Source organism: Halomonas huangheensis (genome assembly GCF_001431725.1).
Classification (GTDB): Bacteria; Pseudomonadota; Gammaproteobacteria; order Pseudomonadales; family Halomonadaceae; genus Halomonas; species Halomonas huangheensis.
This window is the reverse complement of the sequence record NZ_CP013106.1, coordinates 3,219,415-3,232,692: the sequence shown is the minus strand read 5'-3', so window position 1 is coordinate 3,232,692 and position 13,278 is coordinate 3,219,415. Positions and strand designations below refer to the sequence as shown.

Here is a 13,278-nt window from a genome sequence, read left to right as displayed (position 1 = left end):
CGCTGCTCAGGGCCGCTTCCCAGGCGGTGGGAATACCACTTCCATGCCTCGAGCGTCGAGTTGACGAATGTCCTCGGGACTTCCATCTTCGGCGAGGGTTATCAGTCCCATGCCTGGCCCGTTCCATAGCCGCTCACCAGCCTTGGCACCATCAGGGTCGCGAGGACGAATGGCCATCGGGCGCCGGCGGGTAAACCAGTTGAGTGGCGAGCGTGGTGAGAACAGCCAGCGATTGAGGCGATCGAAGATATCCAGCAGCGTATCGGGAAAGCAATTCTTGATACCGCTGGAGGTGACCTGCCAGATCTTTGGCCCTTCACGACGATGGCGGATCAAGATGTCGTAGACGAAGGAGTAGTGTACGTCTCCGGACAACACAACGTAGTGCCCTGGCGTGCGTGAGTGGCGGAAAATATTGAGCATGGTGCTGCCTGCGCCACGATGTGCCATCCAGTTTTCGGCGTCGACCAGCAGTGGCTTGCCGATGGCGGTGAATAGTTTCTGAATGATCTCGATCAGCTTGACACCGAACATCGGCGCCGGAGAGACGATGATCACGGATCCTGCACCCAGAATCTGCTGCTGAAACTCGGAGAGCGCCTCCCAGTCCATCAACCCCGACGGACGCTCCGGGTCACGTTCGCTGCGCCAGCGGCGGGTGCGGGTATCCAGCACCACCAGCTTCGGATTGCCGTCGATCACGAACTCCCAGCCCTCGAAGCGCAACAGGCGGCGGATCACCTCGTCGAGTTGCTGTCCGTCCAGCCAGTTGTGATTGGCACTTGCTGCCTCGAGCAGGGCCTGGGCGTCGTCGAGAGGTGTGGCAAGCCGTTGAGGGTCATTCCCCCAGCCCTGACACAACAGGTACGCCAGCAGCGCGTTGCCGATGATCCTTCGCGAGAAGGGATGCCCATAGGCGGTACGCTCCCAGTCGGCGGTCAGGTTCCAGTCGTCGGTAACATCATGATCGTCGAAGATCATCAACGTCGGTAACTGCGCCATGACCCGTGCCGCAGCGGGCAGAGTGGCGGCAAAGTCAGTGATGATCCGCGCCTGCTCGTGGTAGGTTTCCCGATCCTCATCAGACAGTTCGGGTGGTTCAATCTCGATCAATTGCCAGGGCGTCGGTGACCAGACCAGCAGATACATGGCGATGACTTCGGAGAAGGTCATCAGATGGTTGTTGGCACTGGCCGAGGTGAAGACTGGTTTGCGCGCGCCACCGAAGAAGCGCTTGCGCAGCTCGCGGGTCTCCTTCACATCGGGCAATAGTTGCTGGCGATGATAATAGCAGGCGTCGCATTGGTAGAGCGCCTGACTGTCATCGAGGGTCGCGCCCTCAATCGTCTCATCAAACAGGCCGAGGCGCTCGATCAGCGCATGGATCGCCACCAGCATGGGGCCAGCAACATCATCGGCATAGATCTGGTCGCCGGTCATCAGCAGCCAGCTTGGCCATTCGGCGGGCTGGTCAAGACGCTGCTCCAGCCAACTATCGACGTGAGCCAGGCCATCCGGCCCGTCGTAATGGGGACGACGGCAGGAACCATGCAACAGCCGACGTTGCTCGTTGGTGATGACGAAACCGGGGCTTGAATGCTGGTCGTACACAAGATGAGGCGCCCAATCGGCAACGCTGCCAGCGTCGCCGATATGCAGGTCATAGGCAATGTGTTGGCCTGTCGGTAGAGGGGTATCCAGACCGACCTCGATCAGGTGCAGCACCGCATGACGTCCCAATGGCATGCGTCGGCACTGTTCATCATCAAGCGCGAGGCGGAGGGATGACTGGCCTTCGGGCTTCAGCTCAAGGGTAAGCTCAAGATGGCGGCTGGCGACCAGCCAGATGCGCAGACGCTCTGTTGAGGAGCGCCGCAGAATCGGGCCGGCCAGTACGTCGGGCAGAGGGGTAATCCGCGGCTGTCCGTTGTCGCTCATGGCACTCCCTTTTGATCTTCAGGTATCCGGTCGCTACGGCCGTTCAGGTCGCCATCCTCGCAAGGGTGGCGATTCAGCCAAGAGAATACCATTACCCTGGTGGGACAGTGTTACACCAGCTTACTGGCGCGAAGTTTCACGATTTCCGAAGGAGCAGAAAAGCTGTCGGCGGTAGCCATCTCCCAGAACTCGCGATAGATAGGATGGTCGGTAGCCCCACCTTCCAGCAGTTCATTGGGCTTGAGTCTGTTCAATAGGCTGATGTAGGGCCGAGCAGAGCCATTGTCGAGGCGCCGGATGATATGTTCCGGGCCCAGTTCTCCCGGGTGCTGTAGTCCTGCGGCCTCGAGCATTTCGCGAAGCGCGTGCAAGGTGTTGGTATGAAAGTTCTCGACGCGCTCGGACTTGTCGGTGATATCCAGGCGTTTGCCGCGTAGCGGATCCTGAGTCGCGACGCCGCTCGGGCAGCGGTCGTTGTGGCAGCTCTGGGCTTGAATGCACCCCAGAGAGAACATGAAACCGCGTGCCATGTTGACCCAGTCGGCGCCGATCGCCATGGTGCGGCAGATATCGAACGCGGTGATGATCTTGCCACTGGCGCCGATGCGGATCTGTTCGCGCAGGCCTGCCCCGATCAGCGTGTTATGTACCAGGTTGAGCGCATCATCAAGCGGCATGCCGAGGCGGTTGATGAACTCCAGTGGTGCCGCTCCAGTGCCGCCCTGACCACCATCGACAACGATGTAATCGGGATGATCACCTTCCTCGCGCATGGCCTTGACCATGGCGAACCATTCCCAGGGGTGGCCGATGGCCAGTTTGATTCCTACCGGCTTGCCACCGGAAAGCTCGCGCAGCGTCTGGATGAAGCCGATCATTTCGCGAGGTGTCGAAAAAGTCGAGTGGCAGGAAGGGGATACCACATCCTTTCCGGCAGGAACACCACGGGTTACGGCGATCTCCCGGGTGACCTTGGCTGCCGGCAGGATCCCGCCATGGCCCGGTTTGGCGCCCTGAGAGAGCTTGATCTCGATCATCTTGACTTCATCGCGCTGGGCGTTACGGCGAAACTTTTCCGGGTCGAAGCCGCCATCGTCACGCCGGCACCCGAAGTAACCGGAACCCAACTGCCAGACCAGGTCTCCGCCACGCAGGTGGTAGGGCGAGATCGCGCCCTCACCTGTGGTGTGGTAGAAGCCGCCGTTGCGAGCGCCTTCGTTCAGGGCGCTGAGCGCATTGGGGGAGAGGGCGCCAAAGCTCATCGCTGAAATATTGACCACACTGGCACTATAGGGCTGTACGCGATTTTCACCGATAACGATCCGAAAGTTCTGATCGGTGATGTGCACCGGTGCCAGCGACGGACTCATCCACTCGTAGCCGGGAGCGTTCATGTCATGCAATGAGCCGAACGGTTTCTTGTCGACATCGTTCTTGGCACGGCGGTAGACAAGATTGCGCTGTTCGCGGGAGAAGGGCACCTGGTCGGTGTCGGCCTCGATGAAATACTGACGAAACTCCGGGCCAATCGATTCGAGCAGATAGCGCATATGCGCCAGAATTGGATAGTTGCGGCTCACGGTGCGTTTGCGCTGCAGCAAGTCGAAAGTACCGAGGGTCACGAGGGCGGCGAAGACCCCCACACCGATCCACCACAGGCCATCGAAGGCCAGGCCGATCAGACTGATCAGCAGGCCGGCAATGCTCAAGGCATAGGTGCTGAAACGCACGGGTAATACGGACATACAGGGCTCCTCGAGAAACAGCACTTCCAGCAACAACACGCGGCAGGTCCAGGGCCGTTCCGTTGGTCGGCCTTGTGTTGTCGCGATGGTCACGGGTGGTTCGAATCGATTATCAGACAACGTTAACGCGATTCTATCCGCAATGCAGAGTGCCGTGGTCGCCGTCGGACCATCGAGTTGGACATTGGCAGCATTGCAGAGCAGGCGCTGGCCGGACGATAGTCTGTCGATACCAGCAAGCCAGACATTATATGCCGCCAGGAGATGGAGTTGATGAGCAAGGTCACCCACAGGTTCGACTACATCATCGTGGGGGCCGGCAGTGCCGGCTGCCTGTTGGCCAAGCGCCTGAGCGAAGATCCCAATGTGTCGGTGTTGTTGATCGAGGCCGGGGGCCGAGATAGCTATCCGTGGATTCATATTCCGGTCGGCTACCTGTACTGCATTGACAATCCACGTACCGACTGGCGTTTTCGCACCCAACCAGCGGCAGGCCTCAATGGTCGCTCGCTGCTGTATCCTCGCGGCAGAACTCTGGGAGGCTGTTCGAGCATCAATGGCATGATCTATATGCGTGGTCAGGCGCGAGACTATGACCACTGGGCAGAGATTACCGGCGATGACAGCTGGCGGTGGGAGTCCTGCCTCGAGGACTTTCGACGTCATGAGGACCACTATCGTCTCGATGATCATCATCCCCACGGTGATGACGACGAACAGCTGCAGCGTTTTCACGCCCATGGTGGTGAATGGCGCGTCGAGAAGCAGCGTTACCGCTGGCCCATTCTTGATGAGTTTGCTGCGGCGGCCCGAGCGGCGGGGATTCCCGCCACTGATGATTTCAATCGTGGCTGCAACGAAGGCGTTGATTACTTCGAGGTCAATCAGCGTTCCGGCTGGCGCTGGAATACCTCGAGAGCGTTCCTGCGCAAGGCCTTGAAACGCCCCAATCTAACGCTTTGGCACAGTACCCTGGTGGAGCGCCTCGAATTTGATACCAGCAACGCCGAGAAACCGCGTTGCACCGGTGTGAGAGTCAGTCGTCAAGGCAGGAGTATGGTCGCCGAGGCCAATCGAGAGGTCATTCTCAGTGCTGGTGCCATTGGCTCTCCCCATCTGTTGCAGCTCTCCGGTATCGGACCTCGAGAGTTGCTGGAACGGCACGGTATCGAAGTGGTCAAGGATGCTCCGGGGGTTGGTGAGAACCTTCAGGACCATCTCCAACTGAGGGCGGTCTATCGGCTCGATGGTGCTCGCACGTTGAATACCATGGTGCAGAGCTGGTGGGGCAAGGCGGCGATTGCGTTGCACTATCTGGCCAGGCGTTCGGGGCCGATGAGCATGGCGCCATCACAGCTGGGTATCTTCACCCGCAGCAGCGACAGCCAGCCCCATCCGAATCTCGAGTTTCATGTCCAGCCTCTGAGTCTCGAGGCGTTCGGGCAGCCCCTTCACGACTTCCCGGCGATCACTGCCAGTGTCTGTAACCTCAACCCGACCAGTCGTGGCACAGTGCGCCTGAGGAGTGCTGATCCCCGCGCCGCACCGGATATCTCCCCCAACTATCTTGCGACAACCGAGGATCGCAAGGTTGCCGCCGATTCGTTACGAGTGGTACGCCGTATCATCGAGCAGTCACCACTGGCGCATTACCATCCTGAAGAGCTCAAGCCCGGAGCCGCGGCGCAGAGTGATGAGGAATTGCAGCAGGTAGCCGGTGACATCGGTACGACAATCTTTCACCCTGTAGGAACCACTGCCATGGGGGCGATGAATGATCCCATGGCGGTGGTCGACTCCCGGCTGCGTGTTCAGGGCGTCGACAGCTTGCGGGTCGTAGATGCAGGGGTGATGCCGACTATCGTGTCAGGAAACACCAACTCACCAACTCTCATGATCGCTGAAAAGGCGGCTGCCTGGGTTCGCCAGGGGGTGTCATCCAGAGGTCATGATTGACAATTAGAGTTGACGTGAGCGCTCAGACCGAGCATGCTGATCGCAGTAGGTTAGCAAGTCGAACATATCTTCAGTGGTCATCGAAGCCTGATGCATCGGTTTCCCGGGGGAAAGTTTCTTGTTTTACCCACTGCTACTCGGGTATTTCCCGGTAATTCAATTGCTATTCGAGGAATTCGATAATGGCTACTGGTACAGTTAAGTGGTTCAACGACACTAAAGGCTTCGGCTTCATTTCTCCGGACGACAACGGTGACGACCTGTTCGCTCACTTCTCCGAGATTCAGGCTGACGGCTTCAAATCTCTGCAGGACGGCCAGAAGGTTTCCTTCGACGTCACTCAGGGCAAGAAAGGCCTGCAGGCTTCCAACATCAAGGTCATCGACTGATCTGATGCTGGTCCAGGGCTAACGCTCTGAATGCAGAAGAAGGCTCGCCATTGGCGGGCCTTCTTTGCGTTATAACGGGCACATCTGTCGCTGCGCTTGAATGCACCGTGGCCTGTAGATCTGCCGGCACGCGGCGTGCCCCGAAAAACCAGCTTATTCCGAACAGGGATAAGTGGATAATAATCAGGAACTTTTTAGAATAAGCTGAAGCGGTCACAATGAGGCTCCTCCTGCAAGGATGCCTGCTGATGTCGCTGGACGCCTGGATCTCCCTGATTGTCGCTGGTGCTGTCTTCCCGATCATGGCCTTGACCCGGATCAGCCCGGACATGGTGCTGATGGGCGCTGTGGCGCTGCTGTTGAGCCTCGGGGTAATCGACACTGAGCAGGCCTTGAGTGGCTTTTCCAATAGCGGTCTGTTTACCGTTGCCTTCCTGTATATCGTTGTCGCGGGCCTGCGCGAAACCGGTGGTATCGATCTGATCATTCGTTATGTGCTGGGTCGGCCTCAGGGCGACCGACGAGCGTTGACACGATTGATTCTTCCGGTCGCGGCCATCAGCTCACTCCTCAACAATACCCCAGTGGTGGCGACCTTCATTCCGGCAGTGCTGAGTTGGAGCCGGCGTCTGGGAGTGGCACCGCAGTTGCTGCTGATGCCGCTGAGTTTCGCCTCGATTCTTGGCGGCACCATCACGCTGCTGGGCACCAGTACCAACCTGGTCGTGCATGCGCTGGCGGAGCAACGCATCGACGGACTCGAAATGGGGTTGTTCGAAGTCGCATGGCTGGGTGTGCCGATGGCGGTGATCGGGCTGGGATTTCTTGTCCTCGTTGGTCCGCGCCTGTTGCCGCGTCGTGCCGGTACCGAGGATGCCTTCTCCAACCCTCGTGAGTTCACCATCGAGATGGAAGTCGACCCGAGTGGCCCGCTGGTGGACCATACCGTGGAGGAGGCAGGATTACGCCATCTAAGTGAGCTCTTTCTGGTCGAGATCGAGCGTGGCGGTAACGTGGTCAGTGTGGTGGGCCCCGGCGAACGGCTCAAGGGCGGAGATCGTCTGGTTTTCGCCGGGACAGCGGGCGGAGCCGTGGAGCTTCAGCAGCTGCGTGGATTGATGCCTTCGCGTCAGGGAACTTCAAGTCTGGAAAAGGAGTTCCGAGAGCGTCGTCTTGTCGAGGCAGTGGTCTCCGATCAGTGTCAGTTCATCGGTCAACGTATCCGTGATGGGCACTTCCGTACCCAGTATGGAGCTGCGGTGTTGGCAGTTTGCCGAAGTGGTGAGCGAGTATCCGGCAACCTTGGCCAGGTTCGCCTGCAGCCTGCTGATGTACTGCTGCTGGAAGCACGTCCAGCCTTCATCGAACGCCATCGACAGTCACGAGACTTTCTGTTGATCAGCCAGATCGATGGCGCGGCTCGCCCGGTGCACGAACGTGCCATCCGCGCCTGGGGAATTCTTGCCGCAGTGGTGGTTCTCGCTACCAGTGGCATGATGAGCATGATGAATGCCGCCATGTTGGGTGCAGCGGCGACCTTGTTGAGCGGTTGTGTAAGCGTCGCCGGGGCTCGGCGCAGTCTCGATACTCAGGTGTTGCTGACGATCGCCGCATCCTTCGGGCTCGGCGCGGCGCTCGACGGTTCCGGTGCGGCAGCGGAGGTTGCCGGGGCGTTGTTGTCGATTGTGGGCGACCAGCCATGGTTGCTGTTGATCGGCACCTATGTCGTGGTAGCGGTGCTGACCTCACTGGTGACCAACAATGCCGCAGCGGTAATCACCTTTCCGATTGCCATGTCCGGCGCGGAACATCTCGGCGTCAACCCGATGCCATTTGTGGTGGTGGTGATGTTTGCTGCTTCGGCGAGCTTCCTGACCCCGATCGGTTATCAAACCAACCTGATGGTCATGGGGCCTGGGGGGTATCGACTGGGTGACTTCCTGCGCCTGGGTGGTCCGCTGAATGTGCTGACTGCCATTATCGTGATCGCGCTGACGCCGCTCATCTGGCCCTTCACCGGCTGAATGCAGGGGCTCGCGATGGCTTTGCCATTACGATAATGTGTCGTCTTCGAATTTTATGAACCTGGCCACGAGACAACCATGAGTGACAACGATCAGATCGTCATCAACCCGGCCGGTGATGCACCTGCCGATGCCTGTATGATCATCCTGCATGGCCTGGGAGCCGATGGCCGTGATTTCGAGCCGGTGGCAAGGATGATGCCGCGCCCGGATTACGCGCAGGTGCGCTTTATCATGCCCCATGCGCCGCGGCTGCCGGTGACGGTCAACGGCGGCATGGTGATGCCGGCCTGGTACGACATTCTGGAAATGAGCCTCGACCGTCGTGTCGATGAACAGCAGCTACGTCAGTCGGCGCAGCGCATCCAGGCGATCATTGGTGAGCAGATTGCTGCCGGTATCGACAGTCGCCGGATTCTCGTCTCGGGCTTTTCACAGGGCGGCGCTGTGGCCTATGAAGCGGCGCTGAGCTTTGAGCAGCCGCTGGGTGGGCTGTTGGCGATGTCGACCTATCTTGCCACCGCAGACTCCATTGAGTTGGCGGAAGCCAATCGTGAGATGCCGATCGAAATCCATCACGGCAATATGGACCCCGTCGTTCCAGAAGCTCTGGGACGTGCGGCTCATTCGCGCCTCGAATCCCTTGGCTATACTCCCCGCTATCGTCAGTACCCGATGGCGCATGCAGTTTGCCCTCAGCAGATTGCCGATATCGGCGAGTGGATGGTGTCTCGCTTGTCGCAGTAAGCGCAGGGTGACTCGTGCGCTAATTCGGGTCAGGGCCTTGAAGTTATCCAGATTGCCTCAAGGTCTGGTAGAACATGGAGACGATTCTTGTCGGTGTCGCGACCTTTCGTCTTGCCACGTAGCCCTCGCGGCGGCGGTAGCAGACGTGGTGGACCCGAATAGGAGAAGACTCATGGCTTTGAGTGAAAATCTGCGCCTTCCCAAGCCTTGTCCCGAATGTGGTAGTCACGTAATGCGTGCGCCGAGCACACGGAATCCGGACGAGAAGGTGCATTGTGCCTCCTGCCGGGCTTATATCTGCCTGTATGCGGAAGCCTTGGAGATGCTGGAAAACACACCTCGCAGCGAGGATGAGAAGCTGATGGAAGATGCCGTCAATCGTGACAAATAGGCGTGATAGCGCGGCACTGAATACACAGCCCCCGGTCGTGATGACCGGGGGCTGTGCTGTTTGAGGCCTATCGTAAGGCGCCGTATGCGTTGAATATTGCGCTAGAGAAGTTCTTCACCGGCCAGTGCGAGACGTGAACGCTCGACACTCTGCAGGGTGACATGCCCCCCATGAGGCCAGTTCTTGAAATTCTGCACTAGAGCAGCCATGCCGCAGGTATTGGCGGTGAGGTATGGAGTGTCGATCTGGCCGACATTGCCCAGACAGACGATCTTGGTGTTGCGCCCGGCGCGGGTTACCAGGCTCTTGAGCTGCTTGGGAGTGAAGTTCTGTGCCTCGTCAATGATCAGGAAGGTGTCATTGAGGGTACGGCCACGCATGAAGCCTGGAGCGCGGATCTGCACCCTTGAACCGAGTAACTGACGGGTCGCGTCCTGGTTCCAGGTAGAGCTACCGTCATGCTCATCGCGGAGCAGGTTATCCATGTTGTCATGGAATGCACCCATCCATGGAGACATCTTCTCCTCTTCGGTGCCGGGCAGAAAGCCGATGTCCTCACTCATCGAAATGGGCGCCCGGGTAAACACGATACGCTCGAAGCGTTTGCTGTCGAGAGTCTGTTGGAAGGCGGCAGCAAGGGTCATGAAGGTCTTGCCGGTACCTGCGCTGCCAGCCACGGTGACCAGGTCAATGTCATCATCCATCAACAGGTTGAGGGTAAAGTTCTGACGGCTGTCGTGGGCGTGTACCCCCCATACGCTGGCGCCGTGCCGATAGTTGGTGAGCAGCTCCAGGGTGGCACGATTCGGAGCTATCTCGCGCACAATGGCCTCGAAGCTGGCTTCCTGCTGATGATCCGCCACCAGCATGCCAAGATGCCAGTCCTGAGGAATATCGCCAGTGAGGCGATAGATCACCCGGTCATGGTCGCGTTCGACCTTGACGTCCATGGCCAGAGCTTCCCATAGATCATGGCCAGCATCCGGATACACCTTGACGCCATCGGTCATCACATCGGAATCGTCGAAGGCGCGATCGGTCAGATAATCCTCTACCGGCACGCCGAGGGCGGCGGCCTTGACGCGCAAGTTGATGTCCTTGGTGACCAGAATCACCGAGGCATCGGGACGTTCATCACGCAAGCGACAGGTCTCGCCGAGCAGGCGGTTGTCGGGTGTATCATCAAGGTTGTCGGGAGCCGTCAGGTCGCTGTAGCAGAGCAGGCGCAAGCGCCCTTCGGGGCCAGCGGCGCGCTTGATCGGTATGCCTTGGCGAATCTGAGCGATATCCACATTGGATGTGAGATCAGAGAGGGTCCGGCTGACTTGCCGGGCGGTGCGGGCAATTTCGCGAATTCCGTTCTTGTGCTTGTCCAACTCCTCGAGCACGGTCATGGGGATAACCACTTCATGCTCATCGAACTGATAAAGCGCAGCGGGGTCGTGGATCAGGACATTAGTGTCCAGCACGTACAGTCGGGTGGCCTTCTTGTCGATGCGTACCATCGGCACAGCTCTCCTGATTGTCACCTTGGGCGTCAACATGACGCCACGATGTCGACACTGTCAGCGGAAGATGTCAGGGATGTGACAGCCTGTGGGTGTCGTGTGCGCTGGGGAATCCTCCTTTTCTCTGGTATGTGGCGGGGTGGGGTCGGGGAGACAGTCCTTTGGCCTACTCCTTTGACCCTGGAAAGGGGCAATCAGTGCCCCTGTCACTTATCAGCATGGACCATGACACAAATGCTGCAAGGGCGAAGTCGGCTGTTTTCTTAGCATGGACGATATCGTCAAGTGTGCAAGTAGGGGAGCGTCAACGATATGGAGAGTGTCGACGAGGTAACCCGATCCGATGCGCTTTCTTGTTGCGATGCGTGGCGGCTGTGCCCATCATGCATGAAACTGTGATTTCAGGAGCGGGCATGTCCAAATCCTCCCAGCAACGTTCCTTCCTTTCACGGGTGCGTAACGCGCTGCCCTCGCTGCATCCGGCTGAGCGCCGGCTGGGGGAGTTCGTATGCGATTTCCCTGGCGAGTTGGCGAGCTACGATGCTCAGGAACTGGCCAGGTTCGCCAATGTTTCCAAGGCGACGGTGTCGCGTTTCGTGCGCCGGCTGGGTTACGAGAGCTATGAAGCGGCGCGAAAGCACGCCCGGGACGAGCAGCAGACAGGCTCGCGGCTGTTCCTGACGCTGTCCAGTGACGAGCAGGGCGAAGCCTCCTTGACCGGCAACCTGGAACTGGGCAAGGAGAACCTCGAACGCACCTTTGCGGCGATTCCCCAGGCGGAGGTCGATACGGTGGCGCAGGCCATCCTCGACGCGCGCAAGACCTGGGTGATTGGTTTCCGCGCCAGCCACCCCTTCGCCGACTATCTGCGCTGGCAGCTTGCCCAGGTGGTCGAGGAAGTCGTCAGTCTTCCCGGCGGTGGCGAAACGCTGGGCGAGCATCTGGTCAATTTTGGCACGCAGGATTGTGTGATTGTCTTCGGGCTGCGTCGCCGGGTGGCAATCACCGGGCAGATCCTCGCCTACGCCAGGGAGCGTGGAGCCCGGCTGCTCTATGTCACCGACGAGGGGGTGGAGCCCGAGCCCATTGCGACCTGGCACTTCCGTTGCCATAGCCGGGCGGCCGGGCCGTTGTTCAACCATACCTCGGTGATGGCGCTCTGCCATCTGCTGGCGATGCGTACCATCGAACTGGCGGGTGAGGGCTCGCGTCACCGGCTACGCCGGATCGAAACTCTCAACGAGCGCCTCGAAGAGTTGTAATACCTCATTGTCGGTATTTTCTTGATGCACTGGCCACCCATTGGGCATGGCCGGAGTACCGCTGTGCCTGTCCGAGTGTCTCACTCCCTCTCCCACCAAAGTCTTACGGAATAGAGCTTATTGAGAAACTAAGGTTTCATGTTACTTGCCAAATGAAATGTGAATCGACATGGCTAAGTACTGCTTAGGGAACAAGCGGTGAACCGCGACCGTAATCGCTCGCCTTCTCCGGCCTGGAAAAGCCGGGTAGGGTGCTCACTTGCAGGAAACGATCATGCTGAAACGTACCGCGCTTGTTACCACCGCCGCCGCGACTCTGATGGCTTCCGCTGTTCAGGCGGAGTCGTTCTCCCTGAAGGTGCTGGGTCAGCCTGTCGGCTCCGGGTTGATTGCTCAGCAAAAGGAGCGTCCTTTCTTCGAATCGCTGGCCGAGCATACGGGGTTGGAGGTCGACGCTCAGTACCTGCCGGTGGACGTGGCAGGCGTTCCCGATACCGATGGCTTGCGCGTGCTGAGCTCGGGGCTGTTCGACATCGTTTCCCTGCGGGGACCGCAGGTGAGTCGAGATGAACCCTCCATCCTGGGACTGGACCTGACCGGACTGAATACCAGCTTTGAAGTGGGTCGCGAAAACGTGGCCGCTTTTTATGACTATGTCGACTCCCGCCTGCAGCAGAACTTCAATGCCAAGCTGCTCGGCGTATGGCCGGCTGGCCCGCAGGTCGTGTTCTGCAGCGAGGAAATCGGTGGCTTGAGCGATCTGCAAGGGTTACGTGTGCGGGTCGGTGACCAGAGCGCCGCCAACTTCGTGGATGGACTGGGGGCAACGGGTATTTCGATGCCGTTCGGTGACGTTCAGCAGTCGCTTGCCCGCGGAGTGGTGGACTGCGCCATCACTGGCCCCGCATCGGCCAATTCTGGTGGTTGGCCTGAAGCCACCAGCACCGTGCTGCCGATTGCCCTGCAGCTCGCGATAAACGGTTATGCAATCAACCTGGATACCTGGAACCGCCTTTCGGCAGAGCAGCAGGACGCTCTGGAAGGGGCCATCGCCGATCTGAGTGATCAGATCTGGGAGTACTCCGAGGCACTCTACGAAGATGCCATGCGCTGCAACACCGGGCAGACACCCTGCGAATATGGTCAGCCTTACGCGCTGACCGAAGTGCCGGTCTCCAAAGAGGATCTGGCCGTGGTCAGCGCTGCCGTCGAGGATGTCTCGCTGCCGGTCTGGGCGGATCAGTGCAATGCCGTCGCTGACGATTGTGAAGCCGTCTGGCGCGAGACCGTCGGCCAGAAACTTGGCCTCTGAGACGGA

The 13,278-nt window shown here is 59.2% G+C and carries 10 protein-coding genes; 7 read left to right on the top strand and 3 right to left on the bottom strand.

Annotation, left to right across the window (positions count from 1 at the left end):
- Window positions 1-6 precede the first annotated feature (6 nt).
- Window positions 7-1,938, bottom strand: coding sequence for an alkaline phosphatase D family protein (locus AR456_RS14125; RefSeq protein WP_021818716.1), 1,932 nt, complete (start codon window positions 1,936-1,938; stop codon window positions 7-9).
- 110 nt (window positions 1,939-2,048) lie between these two features.
- Window positions 2,049-3,683 (bottom strand): FMN-binding glutamate synthase family protein, encoded by a 1,635-nt coding sequence (locus tag AR456_RS14120; protein ID WP_031207622.1) that lies wholly within the window; start codon window positions 3,681-3,683, stop codon window positions 2,049-2,051.
- Between the two features lie 273 nt (window positions 3,684-3,956).
- Between AR456_RS14120 and AR456_RS14115 the strand changes: the two genes are divergently transcribed.
- The 5 genes from AR456_RS14115 (at window position 3,957) to AR456_RS14095 (ending at window position 9,190) form a co-directional block, all read left to right on the top strand.
- Window positions 3,957-5,639 carry a GMC family oxidoreductase gene (locus AR456_RS14115; RefSeq protein WP_021818718.1) on the top strand — a complete coding sequence of 561 codons (1,683 nt, stop codon included), beginning with the start codon at window positions 3,957-3,959 and terminating at the stop codon, window positions 5,637-5,639.
- A 182-nt stretch (window positions 5,640-5,821) separates the two neighbouring features.
- On the top strand, window positions 5,822-6,028 hold the full coding sequence (locus tag AR456_RS14110) for a cold-shock protein (RefSeq protein WP_021818720.1): 207 nt from the start codon (window positions 5,822-5,824) through the stop codon (window positions 6,026-6,028).
- Window positions 6,029-6,276: 248 nt separating this feature from the next.
- A complete protein-coding gene (locus AR456_RS14105; protein WP_021818721.1) occupies window positions 6,277-8,052 on the top strand; it encodes an SLC13 family permease in 1,776 nt (591 codons plus the stop codon).
- 78 nt (window positions 8,053-8,130) lie between these two features.
- Window positions 8,131-8,799, top strand: a complete 669-nt coding sequence (locus AR456_RS14100; RefSeq protein WP_021818722.1) for an alpha/beta hydrolase — start codon at window positions 8,131-8,133, stop codon at window positions 8,797-8,799.
- Window positions 8,800-8,971: 172 nt separating this feature from the next.
- Window positions 8,972-9,190 (top strand): hypothetical protein, encoded by a 219-nt coding sequence (locus AR456_RS14095; protein WP_031207626.1) that lies wholly within the window; start codon window positions 8,972-8,974, stop codon window positions 9,188-9,190.
- 101 nt (window positions 9,191-9,291) lie between these two features.
- Here the strand turns inward: AR456_RS14095 and AR456_RS14090 are convergent, their stop codons facing one another.
- Entirely contained in the window at window positions 9,292-10,695 is a 1,404-nt protein-coding gene (locus tag AR456_RS14090; protein WP_021818724.1) for a PhoH family protein, read from the bottom strand.
- A gap of 416 nt (window positions 10,696-11,111) precedes the next feature.
- Between AR456_RS14090 and AR456_RS14085 the strand changes: the two genes are divergently transcribed.
- Both AR456_RS14085 and AR456_RS14080 read left to right on the top strand, forming a co-directional pair.
- Entirely contained in the window at window positions 11,112-11,960 is an 849-nt protein-coding gene (locus AR456_RS14085; RefSeq protein WP_021818725.1) for a MurR/RpiR family transcriptional regulator, read from the top strand.
- A gap of 274 nt (window positions 11,961-12,234) precedes the next feature.
- Window positions 12,235-13,272: a TRAP transporter substrate-binding protein gene (locus tag AR456_RS14080; RefSeq protein WP_021818726.1), complete on the top strand. Its 1,038-nt coding sequence runs from the start codon at window positions 12,235-12,237 to the stop codon at window positions 13,270-13,272.
- Window positions 13,273-13,278 lie beyond the last annotated feature (6 nt).